This window comes from Sphingopyxis sp. Geo48 (genome assembly GCF_949769155.1).
Classification (GTDB): Bacteria; Pseudomonadota; Alphaproteobacteria; order Sphingomonadales; family Sphingomonadaceae; genus Sphingopyxis.
The window spans coordinates 252,436-275,897 of record NZ_CATKPA010000001.1 but is presented as its reverse complement, the minus strand read 5'-3'; the positions used below and the strand labels follow the sequence as shown (position 1 = coordinate 275,897).

28 protein-coding genes are annotated in these 23,462 nt (G+C 66.2%); 20 read left to right on the top strand and 8 right to left on the bottom strand.

The window, feature by feature from the left end:
* Positions 1–161: 161 nt before the first annotated feature.
* Positions 162–665, bottom strand: coding sequence for a GNAT family N-acetyltransferase (locus QOL79_RS01430; RefSeq protein WP_283418389.1), 504 nt, complete (start codon positions 663–665; stop codon positions 162–164).
* 90 nt (positions 666–755) lie between these two features.
* Here QOL79_RS01430 and QOL79_RS01425 point away from each other — a divergent pair, with 90 nt between their 5' ends.
* Positions 756–1,127: a dihydroneopterin aldolase gene (locus tag QOL79_RS01425; RefSeq protein WP_058456990.1), complete on the top strand. Its 372-nt coding sequence runs from the start codon at positions 756–758 to the stop codon at positions 1,125–1,127.
* Complete coding sequence (locus QOL79_RS01420; protein ID WP_282946371.1) at positions 1,124–1,885, top strand: SDR family oxidoreductase; 762 nt, start codon at positions 1,124–1,126, stop codon at positions 1,883–1,885. Before QOL79_RS01425 ends, QOL79_RS01420 begins: the two co-directional genes overlap by 4 nt.
* A 270-nt stretch (positions 1,886–2,155) precedes the next feature.
* On the opposite strand, the gene QOL79_RS01415 is transcribed toward QOL79_RS01420, so the two are convergent.
* Entirely contained in the window at positions 2,156–3,589 is a 1,434-nt protein-coding gene (locus QOL79_RS01415) for an NAD-dependent succinate-semialdehyde dehydrogenase (protein ID WP_283418388.1), read from the bottom strand.
* A 136-nt stretch (positions 3,590–3,725) separates the two neighbouring features.
* Positions 3,726–4,325: a TIGR02466 family protein gene (locus tag QOL79_RS01410; RefSeq protein WP_283418387.1), complete on the bottom strand. Its 600-nt coding sequence runs from the start codon at positions 4,323–4,325 to the stop codon at positions 3,726–3,728.
* 193 nt (positions 4,326–4,518) lie between these two features.
* On the opposite strand from QOL79_RS01410, the gene QOL79_RS01405 reads away from it, so the two are divergent.
* The 3 genes from QOL79_RS01405 to QOL79_RS01395 are packed head-to-tail and all read left to right on the top strand — an operon-like array spanning position 4,519 to position 6,649.
* On the top strand, positions 4,519–5,439 hold the full coding sequence (locus tag QOL79_RS01405) for an SMP-30/gluconolactonase/LRE family protein (protein ID WP_283418386.1): 921 nt from the start codon (positions 4,519–4,521) through the stop codon (positions 5,437–5,439).
* A gap of 21 nt (positions 5,440–5,460) precedes the next feature.
* On the top strand, positions 5,461–5,925 hold the full coding sequence (locus QOL79_RS01400) for a GlcG/HbpS family heme-binding protein (RefSeq protein WP_283418385.1): 465 nt from the start codon (positions 5,461–5,463) through the stop codon (positions 5,923–5,925).
* A 37-nt stretch (positions 5,926–5,962) separates the two neighbouring features.
* On the top strand, positions 5,963–6,649 hold the full coding sequence (locus QOL79_RS01395; protein ID WP_283418384.1) for a VIT1/CCC1 transporter family protein: 687 nt from the start codon (positions 5,963–5,965) through the stop codon (positions 6,647–6,649).
* 54 nt (positions 6,650–6,703) lie between these two features.
* Here QOL79_RS01395 and QOL79_RS01390 read toward each other — a convergent pair whose 3' ends face one another.
* A complete protein-coding gene (locus QOL79_RS01390) occupies positions 6,704–7,087 on the bottom strand; it encodes a DUF488 domain-containing protein (RefSeq protein ID WP_283418383.1) in 384 nt (127 codons plus the stop codon).
* Between the two features lie 56 nt (positions 7,088–7,143).
* On the opposite strand from QOL79_RS01390, the gene QOL79_RS01385 reads away from it, so the two are divergent.
* The 3 genes from QOL79_RS01385 to QOL79_RS01375 all read left to right on the top strand — a co-directional run bounded on the left by QOL79_RS01385 (position 7,144) and on the right by QOL79_RS01375 (position 9,449).
* Positions 7,144–8,256 carry a DUF2855 family protein gene (locus QOL79_RS01385; RefSeq protein WP_283418382.1) on the top strand — a complete coding sequence of 371 codons (1,113 nt, stop codon included), beginning with the start codon at positions 7,144–7,146 and terminating at the stop codon, positions 8,254–8,256.
* A gap of 88 nt (positions 8,257–8,344) precedes the next feature.
* Entirely contained in the window at positions 8,345–8,731 is a 387-nt protein-coding gene (locus tag QOL79_RS01380) for a hypothetical protein (RefSeq protein ID WP_283418381.1), read from the top strand.
* 55 nt (positions 8,732–8,786) lie between these two features.
* On the top strand, positions 8,787–9,449 hold the full coding sequence (locus QOL79_RS01375) for an HAD-IA family hydrolase (RefSeq protein WP_283418380.1): 663 nt from the start codon (positions 8,787–8,789) through the stop codon (positions 9,447–9,449).
* A 24-nt stretch (positions 9,450–9,473) separates the two neighbouring features.
* Here the strand turns inward: QOL79_RS01375 and QOL79_RS01370 are convergent, their stop codons facing one another.
* Together QOL79_RS01370 and QOL79_RS01365 are read right to left on the bottom strand one after the other, a co-directional pair.
* On the bottom strand, positions 9,474–10,283 hold the full coding sequence (locus QOL79_RS01370) for a universal stress protein (RefSeq protein WP_283418379.1): 810 nt from the start codon (positions 10,281–10,283) through the stop codon (positions 9,474–9,476).
* A 62-nt stretch (positions 10,284–10,345) separates the two neighbouring features.
* The gene (locus QOL79_RS01365) at positions 10,346–11,242 is read right to left on the bottom strand and encodes a LysR family transcriptional regulator (RefSeq protein ID WP_283418378.1); all 897 of its coding nucleotides are present in this window, start codon (positions 11,240–11,242) and stop codon (positions 10,346–10,348) included.
* Positions 11,243–11,333: 91 nt separating this feature from the next.
* Here QOL79_RS01365 and QOL79_RS01360 point away from each other — a divergent pair, with 91 nt between their 5' ends.
* The 7 genes from QOL79_RS01360 (at position 11,334) to QOL79_RS01330 (ending at position 17,074) form a co-directional block, all read left to right on the top strand.
* Positions 11,334–12,044: a CoA transferase subunit A gene (locus tag QOL79_RS01360; RefSeq protein WP_283418377.1), complete on the top strand. Its 711-nt coding sequence runs from the start codon at positions 11,334–11,336 to the stop codon at positions 12,042–12,044.
* Positions 12,044–12,937 (top strand): HAD family acid phosphatase, encoded by an 894-nt coding sequence (locus tag QOL79_RS01355; RefSeq protein WP_349306406.1) that lies wholly within the window; start codon positions 12,044–12,046, stop codon positions 12,935–12,937. Before QOL79_RS01360 ends, QOL79_RS01355 begins: the two co-directional genes overlap by 1 nt.
* On the top strand, positions 12,934–13,569 hold the full coding sequence (locus tag QOL79_RS01350; protein WP_058457034.1) for a CoA transferase subunit B: 636 nt from the start codon (positions 12,934–12,936) through the stop codon (positions 13,567–13,569). The genes QOL79_RS01355 and QOL79_RS01350 overlap by 4 nt, the downstream gene beginning before the upstream one ends.
* A complete protein-coding gene (locus QOL79_RS01345; RefSeq protein ID WP_283418375.1) occupies positions 13,562–14,011 on the top strand; it encodes a hypothetical protein in 450 nt (149 codons plus the stop codon). The genes QOL79_RS01350 and QOL79_RS01345 overlap by 8 nt, the downstream gene beginning before the upstream one ends.
* A gap of 79 nt (positions 14,012–14,090) precedes the next feature.
* Positions 14,091–15,371 (top strand): serine hydrolase domain-containing protein, encoded by a 1,281-nt coding sequence (locus QOL79_RS01340; protein WP_283418374.1) that lies wholly within the window; start codon positions 14,091–14,093, stop codon positions 15,369–15,371.
* A 57-nt stretch (positions 15,372–15,428) separates the two neighbouring features.
* Positions 15,429–16,406: an NAD-dependent epimerase/dehydratase family protein gene (locus QOL79_RS01335; RefSeq protein WP_283418373.1), complete on the top strand. Its 978-nt coding sequence runs from the start codon at positions 15,429–15,431 to the stop codon at positions 16,404–16,406.
* The gene (locus QOL79_RS01330; RefSeq protein WP_283418372.1) at positions 16,394–17,074 is read left to right on the top strand and encodes a glutathione S-transferase family protein; all 681 of its coding nucleotides are present in this window, start codon (positions 16,394–16,396) and stop codon (positions 17,072–17,074) included. The genes QOL79_RS01335 and QOL79_RS01330 overlap by 13 nt, the downstream gene beginning before the upstream one ends.
* Positions 17,075–17,197: 123 nt before the next feature.
* On the opposite strand, the gene QOL79_RS01325 is transcribed toward QOL79_RS01330, so the two are convergent.
* Positions 17,198–17,716 (bottom strand): sterol desaturase family protein, encoded by a 519-nt coding sequence (locus QOL79_RS01325; protein WP_283418371.1) that lies wholly within the window; start codon positions 17,714–17,716, stop codon positions 17,198–17,200.
* Between the two features lie 204 nt (positions 17,717–17,920).
* Here QOL79_RS01325 and leuC point away from each other — a divergent pair, with 204 nt between their 5' ends.
* The 5 genes from leuC (at position 17,921) to QOL79_RS01300 (ending at position 21,618) form a co-directional block, all read left to right on the top strand.
* Entirely contained in the window at positions 17,921–19,351 is a 1,431-nt protein-coding gene (gene leuC, locus QOL79_RS01320; RefSeq protein WP_283418370.1) for a 3-isopropylmalate dehydratase large subunit, read from the top strand.
* Complete coding sequence (gene leuD / locus QOL79_RS01315; protein WP_058456969.1) at positions 19,348–19,938, top strand: 3-isopropylmalate dehydratase small subunit; 591 nt, start codon at positions 19,348–19,350, stop codon at positions 19,936–19,938. The genes leuC and leuD overlap by 4 nt, the downstream gene beginning before the upstream one ends.
* A 22-nt stretch (positions 19,939–19,960) precedes the next feature.
* Complete coding sequence (locus tag QOL79_RS01310; protein ID WP_058456968.1) at positions 19,961–20,956, top strand: NADPH:quinone oxidoreductase family protein; 996 nt, start codon at positions 19,961–19,963, stop codon at positions 20,954–20,956.
* A 65-nt stretch (positions 20,957–21,021) separates the two neighbouring features.
* Complete coding sequence (locus QOL79_RS01305; RefSeq protein ID WP_283418369.1) at positions 21,022–21,231, top strand: DUF167 domain-containing protein; 210 nt, start codon at positions 21,022–21,024, stop codon at positions 21,229–21,231.
* 117 nt (positions 21,232–21,348) lie between these two features.
* Positions 21,349–21,618 carry a hypothetical protein gene (locus QOL79_RS01300; protein WP_231729000.1) on the top strand — a complete coding sequence of 90 codons (270 nt, stop codon included), beginning with the start codon at positions 21,349–21,351 and terminating at the stop codon, positions 21,616–21,618.
* A 40-nt stretch (positions 21,619–21,658) separates the two neighbouring features.
* Here the strand turns inward: QOL79_RS01300 and sdhA are convergent, their stop codons facing one another.
* Complete coding sequence (gene sdhA / locus QOL79_RS01295) at positions 21,659–23,461, bottom strand: succinate dehydrogenase flavoprotein subunit (protein ID WP_283418368.1); 1,803 nt, start codon at positions 23,459–23,461, stop codon at positions 21,659–21,661.
* Between the last annotated feature and the right edge of the window lies 1 nt (position 23,462).

Sequence of the window (23,462 nt, the reverse complement as noted above, 5' to 3'; positions counted from 1 at the left end):
ACGAAGACGGGGTCTGGAGAGAGGGATGCGCGATCGGGAGTCTTTCCGGGAGACCGCAGAAATCTGCGTAACTTCACTCGCAAAGCGACATTCGGAAGGGCGGGCGACCGGCATTCCGGAAAGCTATGCCCGCCGGATAATGTAGGACAGCGATTTTCTGTCTAGCGCGGCCCGATCATCCCTGCACCGGTCGGCAAGCCATGCCCATTCACTGCCCGCGCAAGCAGTCGGCGCTTCTCATAGGGGCCGGGCAAATCCCAATTGCCCGTGGCGTCGGCGGTAAAACCGAAGAAGCGGCCATAATATTCGGGATCGCCGATCATCATCAGCGCGCTGTCAGCTTCGGTTTCGGCGGCTTCGAGCATATGTGCCATCAGGAGGCGGCCGTGGCCGCCGCGCTGGACGTCGGGACGCACCGCGACGGGGCCGACCATCACCAGCGGCGTCGCACCGCCGTCCGGCGCATGATGCGCGACCGGCCAGCACTGGATCGTGCCGATCAGCGCGCCACCCTCGACCGCCGCGAAGCTCAAGGCCGGAACCGCATCCACGCCCTGACGGATACGGTAGGCGGTTCGTCCAAAACGATCCGGTCCGAAAGCGAGGTCGAGCAGATGCTCGACCGCCTGCGGCTCGATACCGGACAATGGAAGTAACTCGACCAACGCGCACCCTTTCGCTAATGCGGCGGCGCTTTAGGGGCGCTGCGCGGCGATGCAAAGCCGAATGTCGGTCCCGCCGAACAGGAATTTCTTGTGACCGATACATTGTGGCTGGAGGTGGACGGCCTGACCGTCGACGTTTTGACCGGCATCTATTCCGAAGAAACGCACCTGCCGCAGCCGCTGCGCATCTCGGTGCGCGCGAAGTTGGCGATGGCCGATCATTATGACCCGACCACACCGCTCAGCCGCTCGAAAAATTACATGCACCTGAAATTCGCGGCGACCGAAGGCATTCCGAAGGACGTGCATTTCGTGCTGATCGAAAGCGTCGCCGACCATATCATCGACACGCTGTTCCTGCAGGACGAAAAGGTCGAGGAGGTCGAGGTCAAGATCGTCAAACTCGCGATCGCCGAGGAAGGCGAGCAGATCGGCATCACGATGCGGCGGAGCCGCAAGTGACGCAGAAGCTCGCTCTCGTCACGGGCGGGCTCCACCGCGTCGGCGCCGCGATTTCGGCGCGGCTGGCGCGCGAGGGCTATGCGCTGGCGATCCACAAGCGCAGCCCGGGCGAGGCCGATCCGGTGCTGGCCGAGGCGCTGGCCGAGACGGCGGCGGTGAGTCACCGTTTTGCCGCCGATCTGGCCGATCCGGCGGCGGTTGACGCGCTGGTCCCGGCGGTAATCGACAAGTTCGGCCGCGCGCCCGACCTGCTCGTCAACAATGCCGCGCTGTTCGCCGAGGGCGAGTGGACCGACCTGTCCGCCGCGACGTTGGCCAAGATGATGCAGGTCAATTTGTCTGCGCCGGTGATGCTGACAAAGGCGCTGGTTGCGGCGAGCGAGGGCAAGCGACCCGCAATCGTCAATATCGTCGATCAACGCGTCGTCCACCCGGTGCCCGACCAGATAGCGTACAGCCTGTCGAAATCGGCGCTGTGGCAGGCGACCGCGACGCTGGCGGTCGCATTCGGCGGTCGCGCGCGAGTCAATGCCGTCGCGCCCGGGCTGACGATGGCGACCGAGGATTATTCGGCGGCGCAGGTCGGGCGGCTGGCGAAGCGCATGCCGCTCGGCGCGCTGCCAACGCCGGCGCAGGTTGCCGATGCCGTCGTTTATCTGGCGCGCGCCGAGGCGGTGACCGGGCAGACGATCTTCGTCGACGGCGGCGCGCACCTGGCGCCGCTGGGGCGCGATTTTGTGGCGTTGGAGCGGGATTGAAAACTGGTTCCTCCCTGTCGCATAGCGATGGGGAGGTGGCAGCGCGAAGCGCTGACGGAGGGGCAACTGGCGCGGCCGCTGCCGCCCCTCCACCATTCGCTTCGCGAACGGTCCCCCTCCCCATGGCTACGCCACAGGGAGGATAATTCCTTCTTCGTCACCCCGGACTTGATCCGGGGTCCATGACTTCAGCGCTGCGATGGATCCCGGATCAAGTCCGGGATGACGACTGATGAGAAGGCCGCAATCGGACGAAGCGGCCATCCCTGATCAATAAATATGCACCGCCTTGGTCACCAGATAGCCGTCGAGCCCCTCGGGACCGCTTTCGCTGCCGAAGCCCGATTCCTTGATCCCGCCGAACGGCATGTCGAGCGTCGAGATGACGAAGCTGTTCACCCCGACCATGCCGCTTTCGATGGTATCGACGATGCGGTTGATGCGACGGCCGTTCTCGGTGAAGGCGAAGGCCGCGAGGCCATAGGGTAGCCGGTTCGCCTGTTCGAGCGCCTCCTCCTCGGTGCCGAACGGGCGGATCAGCGCCATCGGGCCGAAGGGTTCGTTGTTCATCGCCGCGGCGTCGATCGGCACGTCGGCGATCGCGGTCGGCTGGAAGAAATAGCCGTTGCCCGTCGCCTCGCCGCCCGCGATCACGCGCGCGCCCTTGGCCTTGGCGTCGGCGACCAAAGCCTCCAACGCCGGGATACGGCGGGCGTTGGCGAGCGGACCCATCTGCGTATCGGCATCAAGGCCGCTGCCGATCTTCACCTTCGCCGTGCGCTCGGCAAAGCCCTTCACAAAGGCGTCGTAGATGCCCTGCTGGACATAGAAACGCGTCGGCGAGATGCAGACCTGTCCGGCGTTGCGGAACTTCTGCCACACGACCTTGTCGAGCGTGCTCTCGAGGTCGCAGTCGTCGAAAATCAGCACCGGGGCATGACCGCCAAGCTCCATCGTGATGCGCTTCACGCCGTCGGCGGCGAGACGCATCAGGTGCTTGCCGACCGCGGTCGAGCCGGTGAAGCTGACCTTGCGGATCACCGGGCTGGCGAGCAGGTGGCGGCTGATCATGTCGGGGTCGCCATAGACGAGTTGCACGACGTCGCCGGGGATGCCGGCGTCGGCGATGCAGCGCATGATCGCGCTGGTGCAGCCGGGGGTTTCCTCAGGCGCTTTCGCGATCACGACGCAGCCCGCGGCGAGCGCGGGGGCGATCTTCTTGACCATCAGATTGACCGGGAAGTTCCACGGGCTGAAGCCAGCGACCGGGCCGACAGGATGTTTGGTGACCATTGCGCGCTGGCCGAGCGGGCGCTGGAGGACGCGGCCCTCGATGCGTTTGCCCTGCTCGGCGAAATAGGCGAACAGCCCCGCCGCCGAAAGCACCTCGCCGCGCGCCTCGGCGATCGGCTTGCCCTGTTCGAGCGTCAGCAAGGTCGCGATATGCTCGACGCGCTCGCGGATGATGCCCGCAGCCTTGTGCATCAGCGCGGCGCGCTCGTCGGCGGTCTTGGCGCGCCATGCGGGCCACCCGCGCTCCGCAGCGGCGAGCGCTTCGTCGAGGTCGGCCGCGGTCGCCACCGGCAGTTCGGCGATCGTGCCCGCAGTCGCGGGATTGAACACCGGCCGCTCGTCGCGCCCTTCGCCGCTCCGCCAGGCGCCGTTGATGAAGAGCTGGAGGTCGGCGTCGTAGGTCGCGGTCATGGGGGATTTCCTGCCTGATCCGTTCGCATCGAGCGAAGTCGAGATGCCCCTCGACCTTGCTCCACGCCGATGGGCGTCTCGACTTCGCTCGACACGAACGGAAATGGGTGTTCAGATAGCGCTCATATAAGGCCGCTCAGCGATAGTTAAAGCTGATGCTGATGCGATCCTTCTTGGCGGCATTGGGCATCACCTCGTGCCGCAGCCAGCTTTCCCACAGGAAGACGTGGCCCGCCGCGGGTTCGGCGTAGATGAAGGGACGCTGATGCTCCGGCGCATCGTCGGTGCGGCCGGGCGCGGCCATCAGCATCGGCAGGCGCGGGTCTTCGAGCTTCAGCGCGCCCGATCCTGGCGGAACGGCGACATAGAAGGTTCCCGACACGATGCTGTGCGGATGGATGTGGCCGCTGTGGGTGCCGCCGGGCTTGAGGACGTTGACCCACAGGCTGTCGAGCCTCAGCGGCTTGGCGAGGTCGAAATGACAGGTCTTGGCGAAGGCCTTGACCTCCTTGTCGAGCAATTTCTTGAGGTCGTGGAAGGCCGGGTCGCGCTCGGGCAGGTCGCCAAGGCTCGCGTAGCTCGTATAGCCTTTGTAGCCATGCTCGCGGCTCCACGCACGGCCCGCGCCATCCTCCTCGGCGAACAGGCGGCAGCTCTCCTCCAGCTCTGCGAGCAGGTCGGGGGTGCCGATATCGGCCTCGTAAAAATTGGTGGCGAAGAGCGTGCGAACGGGCATGATGGCCGCAAAGCATAGGAAACGCGCGAGAGCAAGGAGAGACGCTGCTGCTTGAGTCGTCATGCCGGACTTGATCCGGCATCCATTCCGCCCGCCGAGGCCCGGATGGACCCCGGATCAAGTCCGGGATGACGAAAAGAAGCAGCAGTGAACGACCCGGGCCCCGCGACAACGAGCAAAGAGGGAGACGAGGATGGCCGAGTTTGAACTGATCGCCGACGGATTGCGCTTCCCCGAGGGGCCGGTCGTGATGGACGATGGCAGCGTCATCGTGACCGAGATCGCCCCCGGGCGGATCACGCGTTGCTGGCCGGGCGGACGGAAAGAGATTATCGCGACCCCCGGCGGCGGCCCCAATGGCTTGGCGATCGGCCCCGACGGCAAGCTTTACTGCTGCAACAACGGCGGCTTCAATTATGTCGAATCGAACGGCTATCTGGCGCCGCACGGGATCGCCGACGACTATTCGGGCGGACGGATCGAACGGATCGACATCGAGACCGGAGCGGTCGAGGTGCTGTATCAGACCGGCGACCATGGCGTCGTGCTGCGCGGCCCGAACGACATCATGTTCGATGCGCACGGCGGCTTCTGGTTCACCGACCATGGCAAGGTCGACTATGCGAAGCGCTGCCATGACATCGTCGGCATCTTCTATGCCAAGGCCGACGGCAGCTTCATCGAGGAAGTGATCTTCCCGAGCCATAACCCGAACGGCATCGGGATCTCGCCCGACGGGACCAAACTCTATGCGGCAGAGACCTACACCTGCCGCCTGACCCAGTTCAACATCGTCGCGCCGGGCAAGGTCGATGATGCCGCGGGCCCCGGCGGCCCCGGCATCCCGCTCTATCGCCCCGCGGGCTATAAATTCTTCGACAGCCTCGCGATGGAAGCGAACGGCAATATCTGCGTCGCGACGATCGGCGAGTGCGGGATATCGGTCGTCGGCCCCGATGGCGCGCTCGTCGAATTTGTCGAGACCGACGACATTTTTACCACCAACATCGCCTTCGGTGGAGCCGATATGCAGGACGCCTACCTGACCCTGTCGGGGTCCGGCCGGCTGGTGAAGACGCGGTGGAAGCGCCCGGGTTTGAAGCTCCAGCATTAGGGATTTTGCCGGGAGGCGAAGATGAGGATAGTTGCGGCCGCCGTTCTGCTCGCGGCGACACCGGCAAGCGCGCAGATGCTGACCGCCGAACAAGCCGACGCGATCGTCAAGGGCTGCGCCGCGCATGCCCGCGCCAAGGGACAGAGCCACGCGATTGCGGTCGTCGATCTCGGCGGCCATCCCGTCGCGACGTGGCGGATGGACGGCAATGCCTTCGGCATGATGGAATTCTCGCTCGAAAAGGCGCGCGCGGTCGCGGCGTGGGGCTTTGCAACGAGCGGAATGGAGGAAGCCGCCAAGGGCACGCCGGGCTTTGCCCATGCCCCGCATGTCGTCACCGTTCCGGGCGGCGTGCCCGTGTTCAGCGCCGACGGGCGCACGCGGCTCGGCGGGGTCGGCGCATCGGGCGAAGCGCCCGCCGACGATGCGGCTTGCGCCGCCGCCGGGATCGCGGCAGCAGGGCTCAAGTCCGAGCGCGCCCGCTGACCCTGATGGCGCGCCGTTCGCAACGGGGAGCGCCACGATGCATGAGGAAACACACGCCGTTACGCGAATCGGCTGGCTGCGCGCGGCGATTCTGGGCGCCAATGACGGGATTGTTTCGACCGCGAGCCTGATCGCGGGCGTCGCCGCGGCGGGTGCCTCCGAATCGTCGATCCTCGTCACCGGCACCGCGGGGCTTGTCGCGGGCGCGATGTCGATGGCAGCGGGCGAATATGTCTCGGTGAGCTCGCAGGGCGATGCGGAAAAGGCCGACATCGAACTCGAAAAGCTCCACCTCGCGAACGATCCCGAGTTCGAACTGGAGGAACTGACGCAAATCTACGAGGAGCGCGGGCTCGACCGCGCGCTTGCCGAGCAGGTCGCGGTGCAGCTCACCGCGCACAACGCACTTGATACCCATTTGCGTGACGAACTCGGCTTGACGGAGGCGGCGGCGGCGCGACCCATTCAGGCGGCGATCGCGTCGGCCGCAAGCTTTTCGGTCGGCGCCGCGCTGCCACTCGCGACGGTGTTTTTCGACCATGGAGGCTCGCTGCCATGGACCGTATCGGGGGCGTCGCTGATCTTCCTGGCGCTCCTCGGCGCGCTCGGCGCGTGGGCAGGCAACGCGCCGATGCTGCGGCCGGTCGTGCGCGTGACCTTCTGGGGCGCGATGGCAATGGCGACGACGATCGCGATCGGGTCGCTGTTCGGGGCGGTGGGGTAGCGTCTATAAACTTCGTCATTGCGAACGAAGCGAAGCAATGACGGATCTAAGAATTCATAGCCGGGCCAACCATTCGCGCAAGGCGACGGCGTTGTTCCGCGTCTCGCTCTTCGCCGCATAAAGCAAGGTCACAGGCCCCGCCGTCATCGCGGCATCGAGCGTGAACAGCGCCGCCCTCACCTCTCCGCCGCCCGCATCAAGCTCGGCGAAATAGTCAAGGCGAAAGGCGTCCCAGGCCTCGTCCGAATCGGCGGTCTCGCCATGATAGCGTTTGCGCAAGCCATCGCTCGGCGACAGCGGCTTCAGCCAAGCAGCAAGCGCAGCCTTTTCCTTCGAAACTCCGCGCGGCCAGAGCCGGTCGACGAGGAAGCGCGCGCCGTCGCCTGCCTCGGCCGCGTCATGAATGCGCTTTACCGCGATTGTAACTGGCTGTTCCATCTGCAAGACTATCGGCGATCCCGCGGCTGCGGGCAAGATATCGGAGGGGTCCGGACATGACTTGGGCGATCGACATCGACCGTGACGACGTGAAGCAGGCCAGCCTGGTCGACGACCCCTCGCCGCCGCTCGCGCCCGGGCAGCTCCGCGTGCATCTCGACAGCTATGCGATGACCGCGAACAACATCACCTATGCGGTGTTCGGGAAGCCCGCGGGGCTGTTCGGCCCAGATAAAAATGGGAGGGATCAGGGCTATTGGGATTTCTTCGCCGAGCGCGGCGAACCGGGCCGCCTTCCGGTCTGGGGGTTCGCGACGGTGACCGAAAGCGCGGCCGAGGACATCGCGCCCGGCGACCGCTTCTACGGCTATTACCCGATGGCCGAGACGGCCGTGCTGACCGCCGGGAATGTCGGCCCCGGCGGCTTTACCGACGTAACGCCGCGCCGCACGACGCTGCCGCCCATCTACAATCATTACCAGCGGATCGAGGCGCTGCACGATTATCGCGCCGCCGACCATGATTATTGGCCGGTGTTCCGCCCGCTGTTCCTGACCGGCTGGCTGATCGCCGACCAGTTCGAGGATGAGGGCGACTATGGCGCCGAGCAGATCCTGATCGCGAGCGCGTCGAGCAAGACCGCGATCGGGCTTGGCTTCTCGCTGAAGCAGCGGCCCGAGCCGCGGCCTGAGATCGTCGGCCTGACCAGCGCTGCGAATGTCGACGCGCTGGCCGCGCAGAATATCTACGACCGCGTCATCAGCTATGATCAGATCATGACGCTGAGCGCCGGGGCGCCCTCGGCCCTCGTCGATATGGCGGGCAATGGCGCGGTGACGCGCAGCGTCCACAGCCATTTCGGGGGGCAGCTCAAGGCGTCGATCATCGTCGGCAAGTCGCATTGGGACGCGCAGGCCGATGTCGAAGGCCTGCCCGGCCCCGAGCGGCAGGGCTTTTTCGCGCCCGGCCGCAGCCAGAAGCGGATCGCCGACTGGGGCGGCGCGGTATTCGGGCAGAAGATTGCCGAAGCCTGGCTGGGCTTCATGGAGGTCGCGCCGCGGCTGGCGCGGATCGACAAGCGCAGCGGCGGAGAGGCCGCGCTGGATGCTTACAGGGAAATGCTGTCGGGTCGCGCCGATCCCAAGGCAGGGATCATCGTCGAACCCTAGCTTATACCGCCATTCGGCACACGGCGGCCTGCAAATGGCTCGCCAAGAACCAAATGACGGTACAAGCTGCCCCCTGAAAGGACCAGATATGCTTCGTTCGCTTTCCCTCGCCGTCGCGGCCGCGCTGCTGCTGCCCGCCGCCGCCCATGCCGAAACCAAGCCCGCCACCGCGCCGCGCAAGACCGACCTCGCCGACCGCGTTGCCGGCACCTACAAGGGTGACGTGATCTCCGACGCGCGCGGTTCGTCGAAGAATGGCGTGACGATCACCGTCACGCGCGTCGGACCGAACAAGGTCGAAGTGAAGTCTAGCTATGCGCGCATCCCGACCGTGACGATCCCCCTCGAAAAGGCGATGGACGCGATCCTCGCAGCGAGCGGGCCCTATGTCTTTCTTCTCGACACGGTGCGCTCGCCCGACCGGCTCGACCTGACGATCGACGATGCGAGCTGGTCGGGCAATCGGGTGAAGTAGCGCAGCGACGCGCGACCGGATTGACGTTAACGTCAATCTCGGCTCTAGCCGCCGCATGTCTCGCTACACCCACGTCATCTTCGACTTCGGCGGCGTCATCACCGCGTCGCCCTTCGAAGCCTTCAACCGGCTCGAGGAAGAGCGCGGGCTGCCGCACGACTTCGTGCGCCGGGTCAATGCGACCAACCCCGACGACAATGCCTGGGCGAAGTTCGAGCGCGCCGAGATCGACGCCGCGGCGTTCGACGCGCTGTTCGCCGAGGAAGCGCGCGCGCTGGGGCACGAGCTCGAAGGCGAAGCGGTGCTTGGGGTGATTGCGGGCGCGGTCCGCCCGGCGATGGTTTCCGCGCTCGATACGCTGAAGAACAGCGGCTTCACCATCGCGTGCATCACGAACAACGTCCCTGGTGGCAAGATGGGCATCCGCGGTGCGGGGATGACGCGCAGCGCGGAAGCCGCGATCGAGGTCGCCGACATCATGGCGCGCTTTGCGCATGTCATCGAATCGAGCAAGGCGGGGGTGCGCAAGCCCGACCCGCGCATCTATCAGATGATGTGCGAGGCGCTGGGCGCCCACCCCGCGAACTGCGTCTATCTCGACGACCTCGGCATCAACTGCAAACCCGCGAGCCAGCTCGGCATGCACGCGATCAAGGTGACGAGCGGCGAACAGGCGCTCGCCGATCTGTCGGCGGTGCTGGAACTGCCCTTACCCTGAAATCGCGCGCCCGGTTTACTCGACCTAGTGCGCGAGCAGCAGCGGGAAACGGCCGCTCGTGACCAGATATTGCGTCACCCCGCCGAACAGCGTTTCGCGAAGGCGGCTCTTGCCGAACGCACCCATGACGATCAGCCCGGCGCCCATCGCCTCGGCCGCCTTTTCGAGCGCCTCCTCGACCGTCACGCCGCCGCGCTCGACGATCCGCGCCTCGGCATGGATATCGTGGCGCGAGAGATAGGTCAGCGCGTCGGTCGCGGGAAAGCTGCCTTCGTCCTTGCCCACCGAGACCAGTTCGACGCGCCGCCCGGCGAGCAGCGGGATCGCGGCGCGCAGCGCGTTCGCAGCCTCTGCGCTGCCGTTCCACGCGACCATCACGGGAGCGTCGAGGTCGGGCCGTCCGCCCTCGCGCGGCAGCGCGAGCACCGGCGCCGCGGCGGCGATCGCGAGGTCGCCAGCGAGCATCGACGGCTCGCCGACGCCGCTACCGGGTTTGCCGGGAAGGCTGACCACGGCGAGATCGGCAAAGGCCGCCGCCGCCGCGAGCGACCCGACGATGTCGCCGTCGGCAGTGACGATATCCCATGGCACATCTTCGCCGCCGAGCCGCGCCGACAGCGCGGCTTCGAGCGCGGCATCGTCGGCCTGCGCCTTCGCCATCGCCTCGGCGAGGACATAGCTGCCGCCGAAGGCATCGACGGCGACGAACTGCCGGAACGGCGTCGCGATCAGCAGCGTCAGATGCGCGCGCAGACGCCGCGCGATGTCGAGCGCGGTCTGCAGGCGGACTTCATTGGCTTTGTCATGATCGGCATGAACGAGAATCGAACGCATGGCAGACTCCTTTGGTGTCGGCCCTTGATGGGCCCACCGCCGCCGCCGATCATTGACCGGCGTCAAAATTGAGGCGGCACGGAAAGGCTGAGCAGCGCCGCGCGCTCGAAGATGCGCGCAAGCACGGGCTCGCTGTCGGACACGCGCATTGCGACATGAAAAGCGACGGGCGCGAGTACCGGCATATCCGAAAGCTCGACCAGCGCGCCTGCGGCGACCTCTGCCCGCGCCATCGGTTCGGGAAAGATGCCGACTCCGCCGCCCGCCTTCGCGATATCGATCATCGTGCGCGCGTTGTTGCAGAGATTGAGCGATTCCTGCGCGATCCGCGATGCCTCGATCGCATCGCGCATCCGGCCGTGGATCGGCGAGTGGCTGGCGAGCGACCAGACCGGAAGCTGCGCCTCGCCCGCTGCGAACGCCGCCGCGACCGCGGGGCTCGCCAGCCACATCAGCGCGACCTCGCCGATCGGCTGGGTCTTGAGCGCCGGGTGCGCGATCGGTCCCGCGGCGAAGGCGATGTCGGTGCGCCCCGTCAGCAGTTGCTGGATCAGGTTCGCGGTCAGATCGATCTCGATCTCCAGCCCGACATTCGGCATGTCGGCCTTGAGGTCGGCAACGAAGGCGGGCAGGCAGCTTGCCGCCGCGATCTCGCCCGCGCCGATCCGCACCACTCCGCTCGCTTCGGCGAAACCGCCGCTACCGAGCAGCGCGACCTGCATGTCGCGGAGAAGCGGGTCGCAGTCGCGCACCAGCTTGCGCCCCGCCGCGGTCAGCGACATCGTCCGCCCGTCGCGGCGGAACAGCCTTGTTCCCAGTCGTTGTTCGAGCTCACGCATCCGTGCCGATACTGCGGGCTGCGTCGTGTTGAGCCGCTCGGCGGCCGCGGAGAAGGTCCCGAGCCGGTCGATCCAGAGCAGGGTTTCGAGGTGATAGAGCGAGACGCGACTGATAGACATTGTTTATGCATAATCGAAAATTAGAAAAATTAGAATTGATGGATCAAATGCGCCAATCTCGCGCGCGATCATTCATCAAGGAGGCCGTTTCATGGGGAACAAGCGCTATTCCGACGCCGCCGCCGCACTCGAAGGCCTGCTCTTCGACGGCATGCAGATTTGCGCGGGCGGCTTCGGCCTTTGCGGCATCCCCGAACGGCTGATCGACGCGATCCGCGACGCGGGTACGAAAGACCTCATCATCGCGAGCAACAATGCCGGGATCGACGGCGAAGGGCTCGGCAAGCTGCTCCGCACGCGGCAAGTCAAGAAGATGATCTCGTCTTACGTGGGCGAGAACAAGGAGTTCGAGCGGCAATATCTCGCGGGCGAACTCGAGGTCGAATTCTGCCCGCAGGGCACGCTCGCCGAGCGCTGCCGCGCCGGCGGCGCGGGCATTCCCGGCTTCTACACCAAGACCGGGGTCGGCACGCTCGTCGCCGAGGGCAAGGAAGTGAAGAGCTTCGACGGGCAGGATTATATCCTCGAACGCGGCATCTTCGCCGACCTCGCGATCATCAAGGGGTGGAAGGCCGACGAGAGCGGCAACCTCATCTTCCGCAAGACCGCGCGCAACTTCAACCAGCCGATGGCGACCGCGGCGAAGATCTGCGTCGCCGAGGTCGAGGAAATCGTGCCCACCGGCAGCCTCGATCCCGACAGCATCCACCTGCCCGGCATCTATGTGAAGCGCATGATCGTCGGCGCGCCCTACGACAAGAAGATCGAATTCCGCACCGTGCGTCCGCGCGAGACCGCGTGATGCGCAGTCTCACCCTTGCCGCCGCGCTGCTCCTTGCCGGGTGCGCCAGCGCGCCGGCAGAGGTAGCGACGGCTCCGGCTCCGCCGCCTGCCCCCCTGCCGGCACCCGCTCCCGCTGAGGCTGCCAAGCCGCCGGTAGCGCTGCAATATCTCTATGGCTCGCCCGAGGCGGCGGTCGCGGTGCGTGCGACCAATGCACGGATCGCCGATTATGGTCTGTGGCGGATCAAGGCGCGGCCGAAGGACAGCGTCGTGCTGGCGCCGGGCGCGGGCGTGGACGCCCCGGCGTTCGAGCCTTGCGGGAACAAGCCCTTCGCCGCGGTGTTCGATGCCGACGAGACGTTGATCTGGAACCTCGGCCCCATGCGCTATTTCGCCGAGCGGGGCACCGCTTTCGATCCGAAAATCTGGGACCAGTGGGAAAAGACCGGCGCGGGCAAGGCCGTCGCGATGCCGGGCAGCGTCGATATGGTGAACGCCCTGCGCGCGGCGGGCATAACCGTCATCGTCAATACCAACCGCAGCGCCGCCAATGCCAAGGGCAGCGAAGACACGCTGCGCGCCGCCGGGCTCGGCGAGTTCAAGCATGGCGAGACGCTGTTCCTGATGGGCGATGACGCCGGCGGGTCGAGCAAGGACGGGCGACGAGCCACCATCGCGTCGAAATATTGCGTGATCATCCTCGGCGGCGACCAGCTCGGCGATTTCAGTCAGCAGTTCAACGTGAAGGATCTGCCCGCCGCACAGCGAATGGCGCTCGCGACGAGCGCTGGCGCTGCCGCACTCTGGGACAAGGGCTGGTTCCTGTTCCCCAATCCCGTCTATGGCCCATGGGAGAAACTGGGCTGGGACGACGCTTTCCCCTCCGACAAGCAATGGGAGCCGAGCCGATGAGCTGGACGCGTGATGACATGGCGGCGCGCGCCGCGAAGGAACTGCAGGACGGCTATTACGTCAACCTGGGCATCGGCATCCCGACCTTGGTCGCGAACCATATCCCCGAGGGGATGGAAGTGACGCTGCAGTCGGAAAACGGGATGCTCGGTATCGGCCCCTTCCCCTTCGAGGGCGAAGAGGACGCCGACCTGATCAACGCCGGCAAGCAGACGATCAGCGAATTGCCGCAATCGGCCTATTTCGGGTCGGAGCAGAGCTTTGCGATGATCCGCGGCGGGCACATCGACCTGACCGTGCTCGGCGCGATGGAAGTCGCAGAAAACGGCGACATCGCCAACTGGATGATCCCCGGCAAGATGATCAAGGGGATGGGCGGCGCGATGGACCTGGTGGCCGGGGTCAAGAAGATCATCGTCGTGATGGAGCATAACGCCAAGGACGGCAGCCCGAAGTTCATCCCCGAATGCACCTTGCCGCTGACCGGCAAGAATGTCGTCGACATGATCATCACCGACCTCGCGGTGTTCAAGCGCGACGATCATGACAGCCCGTTCAGGCTGATCGAACTCGCGCCGGGGGTGACGGCCGAGGACGTCGCGGCAAAGACAACCGCGCATTATATTGCCTGACCTCGCGGCCAGCCCCGGCGCGACCTGGCTGCTCGTCGGCGGATGGCTCTCGGTGGCGGCGGCGGTGCTGCACATTGCCTGCATCTTCGGCCGGCCCGACTGGTACCGCTTCTTCGGCGCCGGCGAAGCCATGGCGCGCGCCGCGGCGCGCGGCGACCGGCGACCGACGCTGATCACGCTTGGAATAGCGGCAGCATTGCTTGTCTGGGCCGCTTATGCCTTTTCGGGCGCCGGATCGCTGCCGCGCCTGCCGCTGCTGCGCCCGGGCCTGGTCGCCATTACCGCCATCTACCTGCTGCGCGGCCTGTTGTTCGTGCCGGTCAACCTGGTCCGGCACAGCCACAGCGCCGAATTCGCGCTATGGTCGTCGGCGATCGTACTGGTCTTAGGCGCCGTCCACGCCGCCGGTACGATCAAAGCCTGGGGATATCTTGCGCCCTGATCCCCGGCGGGGGTGACGGAGGGACAAGTCGCGGCTAAGACGGCGGCCACAGATAGGGTCGCAGTTTAGTCACGAGTCCATGAAGCGCGTTATTGTAAGTCTGATTGCGGTGGCCGCGCTGGTATCGGCCGGCTGGTTCGGCGTTCGCGCCTTTGGCAGCAGCCAACCGCTCGCCAGCATCCCGATCCCGTTCCGGCCCTCCGAAAACCTGCCCGACACGCCCGCCGAATGGCAGGGGCGGATCGATTACAAGACGCTCGACCGGCAATTGTCCGCCCTTGCGCAGCGACCCGAGATGGCGGGCCTCGCGGTCGCGGTGGTCGAGGATGGCAAATTGCGCTTTGTCCGCGCCTATGGCGTTGCCGACAAGTCAACCGGGACGCCAGTCACGCTGCAGACCCTGTTCCGCTGGGCCTCGGTCTCGAAGACCGCGACGGGCGCGATGGCGGCGACGATGGCGAAGGAAGGTACCGTCGATCTCGACCATCCGGTCGCCGACTGGCACAGTTCGCTGCGCCTGCCGGGGGGCGCCGAAGCACGGATTACGCTGGCCGATGTGCTGTCGCAGCGCACGGGCCTTACCAAAAACGCCTATGACGAAAAGCTGGAAGAGGGACAGGATCCCGCCCAGCTGCGCGCGGGCCTTTCCGCCGCGCCCCTGCAATGCGAGCCCGGCACCTGCCACACCTATCAGAATATCGCCTTCGACGCCGCAAGCGAGGTTCTGGCGAAGGCGGCGCACAAGCCGTTCGGCGACGCGGTCGAGGATCGCCTGTTCCTGCCGCTCGGCATGGTCAGCGCAGGTTACGGGATGGAACGGCTGACGGGCGCGAAGGACTGGGCGCGCCCGCATCGCGGCGCACAGGTCCTCCCCGCCAAGGCAGCCTATTGGCGCGTGCCCGCCGCGGCGGGGGTCGAAAGCGATATCGTCGACTTCGCAACGTGGATGCAGGCGATGATGGGGAACCGCCCCGATGTGCTGCCTGCCCGCGTGTTGCAGATCGCGCATCACCCCCGCGTTGCCACCGACCGCCTGTATGGGGGCTCGTTGCGGCAGGCGATCAGCGATGCCGGCTACGGGCTCGGCTGGCGGAGCTTCAGCTATGACGGCCACCGGCTCGAGGGGCATTCGGGTGCGGTGTCGGGCTACCGCGCGACGATGATTTTCGAACCGGCCACGAAGACGGGCATCGTCGCGCTGTGGAACAGCGATTGGGGCTTTCCCTTCCGCATCCCGTTTGCGGCGATCGACAGTTATCACGGGCGCGCGGACGCCGCCTGGCTCGACCTCAGCGAACTGCCCCCGGCGACTGGCGGCGCGGCGGGGGCCGGGCCGGTCACCGCGAGCCTCAAAAAGTAGCGCGCGCCTTCCCTGCCCCGTGTATCGGGCGCGTCAAAGCGAAGAGGAGAATCATCGATGCGCGTGCTGCTTACCGGATCGTCGGGCTGGCTCGGGCGCACTCTCGCCCCGCTGCTGACTGAAAACGGCCATGCGGTGACCGGGCTCGATGTCGTGCCCGGCACCCATACGCAGGTGATCGGGACCGTCGCCGACCGCACGCTGATCGACCGGACGATGGGCGAGCATGGGATCGAGGCCGTCATCCATGGCGGTGCGCTGCACAAGCCCGATATCGTCCGCTATCCGCGGCAGGCCTTTATCGACGTCAACGTGACGGGCACGCTCAACCTGATCGAGGCGGCAGTCGCGGCCGGGAACGACCGCTTCCTCTTCACCTCGACCACCTCGCTGATGGTGCGCGCCGATGTGCGCGAAGGCGCGGGCGTGCATGGCGCGTGGTGGATGGACGAGGATTTCGGTCCGCTCGAGCCGCGCAACATCTATGGCATCACCAAGCTTGCCGCCGAGCAGGCGGTGAGGCTGGTGCACCGCGAGCATGGCATCCATGCCCTGATCCTGCGCACCGGGCGCTTCTTTCCCGAGGATGACGACACCCATGCGGTCCCGAGTGGGCCGAACCTGAAAGCGAACGAACTGCTGGGCCGCCGCCTGACCGTCGAGGATGCCGCCGCAGCGCATCTCGCCGCGCTGGAAGCCGCGCCGAAGATCGGCTGCGACACCTTCATCCTCTCGGCCCCGCCGCCTTTCGTGCGTGAAGATGCCGAAGAGTTGGCGCGCGATGCCCGCGCCGTGATCGCGCGCCATTTTCCCGATGCGGCCGAACTTTATGCGGCCGAAAATTGGGTGCTCCCCGAGACCATCGACCGCGTGTACGATCCGTCGCGTGCCGAGCGCCGCTTCGGCTGGCGGGCGGAAACCGACTTCGGCAGCGTGCTGACCGCACTGCGTAACCGGACGCCGCTCCCCTTCGCGCATGACCCCGGCTACACCTCTCCCCTCGCCCGTCAGGAGCGCGACGCATGTATGTGCTGATCACCGCCAACCGCAATTATTCGAGCTGGTCGCTGCGGCCGTGGGTGCTGATGCGCGCGCTGGGCCTATCGTTCGAGGACCGGATCGAGCCCTTCGCCAAGCCCGTGAATTACGAGGCGTTCCGCAGCTTCTCGCCGACCGGCCAGGTTCCGGCGCTGCTGCACGAAGGGCGCACCATCTACGACTCGCTCGGCATCGCGCTCTATCTTGCCGACCGGCACGCGGGCGTGTGGCCCGCCGATCCGGACGCGCGCGCCTGGGCGCAGTGCGCGACGGCGGAGATGCACAGCGGTTTTGCGGCGCTGCGCAACGATTGCACGATGAATGTCGGGGTGCGCGTTACGCCGAAGCCGATGTCGGATGCGCTGCGCAGCAACGTGTCGCGTATCCGTGAGCTTTTCGAGGAAGGCCTCGGGCGGTTTGGCGGGCCGTGGCTGGCGGGGACCGACTTCTCAGCCGTCGACGCCTTTTTCGCACCGGTCGCCTTCCGCATCCGCACTTACGGCCTCGACGTCGGCGGCGGGCAGGCATGGGTCGACCATGTGCTGGCGCATCCCGCGATGGTCGAATGGGAGCGGCAGGCGCTGCTGGAAACGTGGCGCGAGGAGAGTCATGAAGCCGAACTGGCGGCGGCGGGCGTCATCACGGCGGATTACCGAACGGGTTAGGAAACATCCGCATCCCCGAGCGAAGACGAGGGCTTTGCCGAGCGAAGTCGAGGCAGCGACCGCACGGGTTCTCGCTTCGCTCGAACGGGCCCCTCGTCTTCGCTCGGGGAGACGGCGTTTTGGTCATTCGGTCAGCGCCTCGCGCACCACGGCAACCCCAGCCTCGCGCTGCGCCCTCAATTCGGCCTTGAGCTTCGCGGGATCGCGCGCGAGCACGAAACCGAAGCTCACCCCGCCCTCCTTGCCGATCGTCGCATGGTGGAGCTTGTGCGCTTGCACCAGCCGCTTGGCGTAGCCTCGGCGCGGCACCCAGCGGAAATAGCGCTGATGCACCAGCCCGTCGTGCACCAGCGTATAGATGATGCCGTAGAAAAGGATGCCGAGCCCGATCCATGTCCCCGGCTCCCATGCCGAATCGCCGAGGATCATCGGGCTGCCGATCGCGAACATCGCAATGCTCATCGCCGCGCCGACGATGGCGAACAGGTCATTTTTCTCCAGAACGCGGTCGTGCGGTTCATGATGGTCGCGGTGCCATGCCCAGCCGAAGCCGTGCATGATATATTTGTGGCTCGCCCAGGCGACGAACTCCATGGCCACGACGGTGGCGAGGACGACAGTGACGATGGCGAGCGTGGACATTGATTGATTATAGGCTTGTTACGGCAACAGCGCCATCATCTCTCGTCACCCCGGACTGGATCCGGGGTCCCGCTGATCAGCGTCGCATAGCGGGATGCCGGATCGAGTCCGGCATGACGAAGAAAGGATGGTCGTGCGACCGAAAATTGCGTTTTTGTGTCCCACTCGCTTGCATTGTTATCCGACTGGCGTAAGTGAACCGGCATGACCCGGCCCCGCACCCTCTATGAGAAAATCTGGGACGCGCATGTCGTCGAACAGCGCCCCGACGGTACCTGCCTGATCTTCATCGACCGCCATCTCGTTCATGAAGTCACCAGCCCGCAGGCCTTCGCGGGGCTCCGCGCGAGCGGGCGCACCGTCCGCCGTCCCGACCTGACGCTGGCGGTGCCCGACCACAATCTGCCGACGACGGCGCGCAAGGATGCGGGTGGAAACAAGCTGCCGATCGCCGATCCTGAGAGCGCGGCGCAGCTGGCGGCGCTCGAGAAGAACGCGCCCGAGTTCGGCATCCGCTACATCGACGCGGTCGCGCCCGAACAGGGCATCGTCCATGTAGTCGGCCCTGAGCAGGGCTTTTCGCTGCCCGGCACGACGATCGTGTGCGGCGACAGCCATACCGCGTGCCACGGCGGCATCGGCGCGCTCGCCTTCGGCATCGGGACGAGCGAGGTCGAGCACGTGCTGGCCACGCAGACCTTGCTGTTACAGCCCGCGAAGACGATGGAAGTCCGCGTCGAGGGCGAGGTCGGCCCCGGCGTGACCGCGAAGGATATCATCCTCCACATCACCGGCACGATCGGCGCCGCGGGCGGCACCGGCCATGTCATCGAATATACCGGCAGCGCGATCCGCGCACTCAGCATCGAGGGCCGCCTGACCGTGAGTAACATGGCGATCGAGGGCGGCGCCCGCGCGGGACTGATCGCGCCCGACGAGACAACCTTCGCCTATCTCAAGGGTCGCCCCTATGCGCCCAGGGGCGCCGACTGGGACGCGGCGGTCGCCTACTGGAAAAGCCTCGCGACCGACCCCGGTGCGACCTATGACAAGACTGTCGTGATCGACGCCGCCGATATCGCGCCCAGCGTGACCTGGGGTACCAGCCCCGAGGATGTCGTCCCGATCACCGGTACCGTCCCCGACCCTGCGAGCTTCGCCGATCCGTCGAAGCAGGCCGCGGCAGCCAAGTCGCTCGCTTACATGGGCCTCGAACCCGGCACGCGAATGCAGGACGTCAGAATCGAGAATATCTTCATCGGCAGCTGCACCAACAGCCGCATCGAGGACATGCGCGCCGCCGCCGCGATCGTGAAGGGCCGCAAGAAGGCCGACAACGTCAAATGGGCGATCGTCGTTCCCGGATCGGGGCTGGTGAAGGCGCAGGCCGAAGCCGAAGGGCTCGACCGCATCTTCACCGATGCGGGGCTGGAGTGGCGCGAGCCGGGCTGCTCGGCCTGCCTCGCGATGAACCCCGACAAGGTGCCCGCCGGCGAGCGCTGCGCCAGCACGAGCAACCGCAACTTCGTCGGCCGTCAGGGCCCCGGCAGCCGCACGCATCTGGTCAGCCCCGCAATGGCGGCGGCGGCGGCGGTGACCGGCAGGCTCACCGATGTGCGGGAGTTGATGGCATGACGCCGATCGAGAAAGTCGAAGGCCGCGCGATCCCGCTGGGCCTCAAGAACGTCGACACCGACGTCATCATCCCGGCGCACTGGCTGAAAACCACCAGCCGCGAGGGCATGGGCAAGGGCGCGTTCGAGACGCTGCGGGCCGATCCCGACAATCTGTTCGACAGCGCCGAGTATAAAGGCGCGCCGATCCTGATCGCGGGCGACAATTTCGGGTGCGGGTCGAGCCGCGAGCATGCCGCCTGGGCGCTCGGCGACCTTGGCATCCGCGTCGTCATCGCGCCCTCCTATTCGGACATCTTCTCGGGCAATGCGGTCAAGAACGGCATCCTGCCCGTGGTGCTGCCGCAAGCGGCGATCGACCGGCTGATGGAGGTCGCACAGACCGATCCGGTGCATGTCGACCTCGACACCCAGACGGTGACTACGCCGTTCCAGGACCGATTTGTCTTCGAGATCGATCCCTTCCGCAAGATGTGCCTGCTCGAAGGGCTCGACGAGATTTCGCTGACCGAAAAGAGCGACGCCGCGATCGGCGCCTATGAAGCGAAGCTCGATGCCGAGCGGCCGTGGATGCGGCCCGCCGCCTGATAATCAAACAGAGGAGAAGATGATGAAGGCTCTCTTGTCGACCGCAACCGGCGGCCCCGAAACGCTCGCCCTTGGCGAACTGCCGCGCCCGACCGCGGGCAAGGGCCAGATCGTGATCGATGTGAAGGCCTGCGCGGTCAACTTCCCCGACGTGCTGATCATCGAGGATAAATATCAGTTCAAACCCGAACGCCCCTTCGCGCCCGGTGGCGAAGTCGCCGGCCTCGTCGCCGAGGTCGGCGAAGGCGTGACCGAGTTCAAGGTCGGCGAGCGCGTGATCGCGGGCTGCGGCAACGGCGGCATGTCCGAGGCGGTCGCGGTCTCGGTCCACAATGTCTATCACCTGCCCGAAAGCCATGGTTTCGCCGAGGGCGCGTCGCTGCTGATGACTTATGGCACCAGCATCCATGCGCTCGTCGATCGCGGGCATATCGAGGAAGGCGACACGCTGCTCGTACTCGGTGCATCGGGCGGCGTCGGCATTGCCGCAGTCGAGCTCGGCAAGGCATTCGGCGCACGCGTCGTCGCGGGCGTGTCGAGCGAGGAGAAGGGCGAGATCGCGCGTCAGGCGGGCGCCGACGAGGTCGTCGTCTATGGCCGCCAGCCGTTCGACAAGGACCAGTCGAAAGAGCTCGCCAACAAGTTCAAGGAAGCGGTCGGTCCCAATGGCGCGAACGTCATCTACGACGCGGTCGGCGGCGATTATGCCGAGCCGGCATTGCGGTCGATCGCATGGGAAGGCCGCTATCTCGTGGTCGGCTTCCCTGCGGGCATCCCGCGCCTGCCGCTCAATCTGACCCTGCTTAAGAGCTGCGACGTCGCGGGCGTCTTCTGGGGCGCGTTCGTGATGCGCGAACCGGCGCGCAACCGCGCCAATATCGCGCGGCTGTTCCAGCTGTGGGAACAGGGCAAGATCAAGCCGCGCGTCACCGAAAGCTTCGCGCTCGCCGACGGCGGCAAGGCGATCGCCAAGCTCGGCGACCGGACCGCGGTCGGCAAGCTGGTCGTCACCGTCTGAAATATCGCCCCGACCCCGCGCTGACCGCGGCACTGCGCATCCTTGCAGCGCCGGGCCGGCTGGAGGTGCGCGTGACGCCGGGCGCGCGGCGCGACGAGGTGCGGATCGTCGAGGGCGCGGTGCAGGTGCGGGTCACCGCGTCGCCCGCCGACGGCGCCGCCAATGACGCAGTGCTGGCCGTGCTGGCGGCAGCATTGGACCTTCCGCGGCGCGATCTGACCCTGCTGCGCGGGGCGGCGGCGCGGATCAAGCTGATCGGAATCGCACTCGACTGATCGCATCGCCGCGGCCCGGTTAACCCTTTGTCAGGGCTGTTTGTCTATGACCGGAGGCTGGACAATCGGGACCATTGGGTGTGGGTGATGGCGACTCGCCGCTCGAAAGAAGACACTATGCAAAACGCGAGTCTCGCGAACATATCGCGCACCCGCCGCGCGCAGCTGGTGGCCGAGTTCGAAAGCGAGCTCGGCATCGACTATAAGGCCCGCGCCAAGGCCGCCTATGAAGCCAAAAGGTGGCAGATTATCAAGACGATCATCGTCTGGACGATCGCGGTGATGTTCTTCACCATCGCCTGCCACAAGCTGTGGGTCATGGGCGAGCAGGTCAAGGAACCCTTCGCCGACATCAATCCGTCGAAAAGCCTGTTCGGCAGCGAATAAGGCGCCCCGGCCTGCGGCCGGGGCATCGCGCCAATCCGTCCTAGTAAACGCGCGCCTTCGGCTTGATATATTCGGCGTCGTCGGTCAGCGTATATTCGTGGACCGGACGGTAATCGAGGCGGACGCCGCCGCCCTTGCCGCCCCAGCCGTCGAACCAGCTGATCGTGTGCTTCATCCACACCTTGTCGTCGCGGTTGGGGAAATCCTCGTGCGCGTGGGCGCCGCGGCTTTCCTTGCGGTTGTACGCCGAATGCATCGTCACTGTCGCCTGCGCGATCAGATTGTCGAGCTCGAGCGTTTCGACGAGGTCGGTGTTCCAGATCAGGCTGCGGTCGGCGACATGGACGTCGTTCATGCGGCTGTAGGTCTTGGCGAGCTTTTCCTTGCCCTCGGCCATCAGCTCGTCGGTGCGGAACACCGCCGCATGCTGCGACATCGCGCGCTGCATCTCGGTGCGGATTTCCGCGGTCGGCGAACCGCCATTGGCGTTGCGGAAATGGTCGAGGCGGCCGAGCGCCAGATCGGCGCTGTCCTTCGGCAGCGGCGCCTGCGCCGCGCCGGGGGTGAGGATCTCCTTGAGGCGGTGGCCCGTCGCGCGGCCGAACACGACGAGGTCGATCAGACTGTTCGAGCCGAGACGGTTCGCGCCGTGGACCGACACGCAGGCGGCCTCACCGACCGCGAACAGGCCGGGAACCACGGTGTCGGGGTTGCCGTCCTTCAGCGTGACGACTTCGCCATGATAGTTACAGGGGATGCCGCCCATATTGTAATGGACCGTCGGCACGACCGGCAGCGGCTGGCGCGTCAGGTCGACGCCCGCGAAAATCTTTCCGCTTTCGGTGATCCCCGGCAGACGCTCGGCGAGCACCGCGGGATCGATATGGTCGAGGTGGAGATAGATGTGGTCGGCGTGCGGGCCGACGCCGCGGCCTTCGCGGATTTCGAGCGCCATCGAGCGCGACACGACGTCGCGCGACGCAAGATCCTTCGCCGAGGGGGCATAGCGCTCCATGAAACGCTCGCCTTCGGAGTTCGTCAGATATCCGCCCTCGCCGCGCGCGCCCTCGGTGATGAGCACGCCCGCGCCATAGATGCCGGTCGGGTGGAACTGGACGAATTCCATGTCCTGCAGCGGCAGGCCGGCGCGCAGCACCATGCCGCCGCCGTCGCCGGTGCAGGTGTGCGCCGAGGTCGCGGTGAAATAGCAGCGGCCATAGCCGCCCGTCGCAAGCACGACCGCCTGGCTGCGGAAGCGGTGGATGCTGCCATCCTCCATGCACAGCGCGATCACGCCGCGGCACGCGCCATCTTCCATGATCAGGTCGAGCGCGAAATATTCGATGAAGAAGTCCGCGTCATATTTCAGCGACTGCTGATAGAGCGCGTGGAGCATCGCGTGGCCGGTGCGGTCGGCCGCGGCGCAGGTGCGCTGCACCGGCGGGCCTTCGCCCATATTCTGCATATGGCCGCCGAACGGGCGCTGGTAGATCGTGCCATTGGCGTTGCGGCTGAACGGCACGCCGGCATGTTCGAGTTCATAAACCGCGGCGGGCGCCTCGCGCACCATATATTCGATCGCATCCTGGTCGCCGAGCCAGTCCGAGCCCTTGACGGTGTCGTACATATGCCACTGCCAATGGTCGGGGCTGTTATTGCCGAGCGAGGCGGCGATGCCGCCCTGCGCCGCGACGGTGTGGCTGCGGGTCGGGAACACCTTGGTGATGCACGCGGTCTTGAGGCCGGCTTCGGCGCTGCCCATCGTGGCGCGCAGGCCCGAGCCGCCGGCGCCGACGACGACGGTGTCGTAGATATGGTCGATGATCTTGTAGGCTTCGGTCATC

Bases quoted from the DNA above. Each gene is read 5' to 3' on its own strand.
- QOL79_RS01415 (WP_283418388.1), bottom strand. From the start codon at position 3,589: ATGACCGCGACCTACGACGCCGACCTCCAGCTCTTCATCAACGGCGCC.
- QOL79_RS01410 (WP_283418387.1), bottom strand. From the start codon at position 4,325: ATGCCCGTTCGCACGCTCTTCGCCACCAATTTTTACGAGGCCGATATC.
- QOL79_RS01405 (WP_283418386.1), top strand. From the start codon at position 4,519: ATGGCCGAGTTTGAACTGATCGCCGACGGATTGCGCTTCCCCGAGGGG.
- QOL79_RS01400 (WP_283418385.1), top strand. From the start codon at position 5,461: ATGAGGATAGTTGCGGCCGCCGTTCTGCTCGCGGCGACACCGGCAAGC.
- QOL79_RS01395 (WP_283418384.1), top strand. From the start codon at position 5,963: ATGCATGAGGAAACACACGCCGTTACGCGAATCGGCTGGCTGCGCGCG.
- QOL79_RS01390 (WP_283418383.1), bottom strand. From the start codon at position 7,087: ATGGAACAGCCAGTTACAATCGCGGTAAAGCGCATTCATGACGCGGCC.
- QOL79_RS01385 (WP_283418382.1), top strand. From the start codon at position 7,144: ATGACTTGGGCGATCGACATCGACCGTGACGACGTGAAGCAGGCCAGC.
- QOL79_RS01380 (WP_283418381.1), top strand. From the start codon at position 8,345: ATGCTTCGTTCGCTTTCCCTCGCCGTCGCGGCCGCGCTGCTGCTGCCC.
- QOL79_RS01375 (WP_283418380.1), top strand. From the start codon at position 8,787: ATGTCTCGCTACACCCACGTCATCTTCGACTTCGGCGGCGTCATCACC.
- QOL79_RS01370 (WP_283418379.1), bottom strand. From the start codon at position 10,283: ATGCGTTCGATTCTCGTTCATGCCGATCATGACAAAGCCAATGAAGTC.
- QOL79_RS01365 (WP_283418378.1), bottom strand. From the start codon at position 11,242: ATGTCTATCAGTCGCGTCTCGCTCTATCACCTCGAAACCCTGCTCTGG.
- QOL79_RS01360 (WP_283418377.1), top strand. From the start codon at position 11,334: ATGGGGAACAAGCGCTATTCCGACGCCGCCGCCGCACTCGAAGGCCTG.
- QOL79_RS01355 (WP_349306406.1), top strand. From the start codon at position 12,044: ATGCGCAGTCTCACCCTTGCCGCCGCGCTGCTCCTTGCCGGGTGCGCC.
- QOL79_RS01350 (WP_058457034.1), top strand. From the start codon at position 12,934: ATGAGCTGGACGCGTGATGACATGGCGGCGCGCGCCGCGAAGGAACTG.
- QOL79_RS01340 (WP_283418374.1), top strand. From the start codon at position 14,091: ATGAAGCGCGTTATTGTAAGTCTGATTGCGGTGGCCGCGCTGGTATCG.
- QOL79_RS01335 (WP_283418373.1), top strand. From the start codon at position 15,429: ATGCGCGTGCTGCTTACCGGATCGTCGGGCTGGCTCGGGCGCACTCTC.
- QOL79_RS01330 (WP_283418372.1), top strand. From the start codon at position 16,394: ATGTATGTGCTGATCACCGCCAACCGCAATTATTCGAGCTGGTCGCTG.
- QOL79_RS01325 (WP_283418371.1), bottom strand. From the start codon at position 17,716: ATGTCCACGCTCGCCATCGTCACTGTCGTCCTCGCCACCGTCGTGGCC.
- leuC (WP_283418370.1), top strand. From the start codon at position 17,921: ATGACCCGGCCCCGCACCCTCTATGAGAAAATCTGGGACGCGCATGTC.
- leuD (WP_058456969.1), top strand. From the start codon at position 19,348: ATGACGCCGATCGAGAAAGTCGAAGGCCGCGCGATCCCGCTGGGCCTC.
- QOL79_RS01310 (WP_058456968.1), top strand. From the start codon at position 19,961: ATGAAGGCTCTCTTGTCGACCGCAACCGGCGGCCCCGAAACGCTCGCC.
- QOL79_RS01300 (WP_231729000.1), top strand. From the start codon at position 21,349: ATGCAAAACGCGAGTCTCGCGAACATATCGCGCACCCGCCGCGCGCAG.
- sdhA (WP_283418368.1), bottom strand. From the start codon at position 23,461: ATGACCGAAGCCTACAAGATCATCGACCATATCTACGACACCGTCGTC.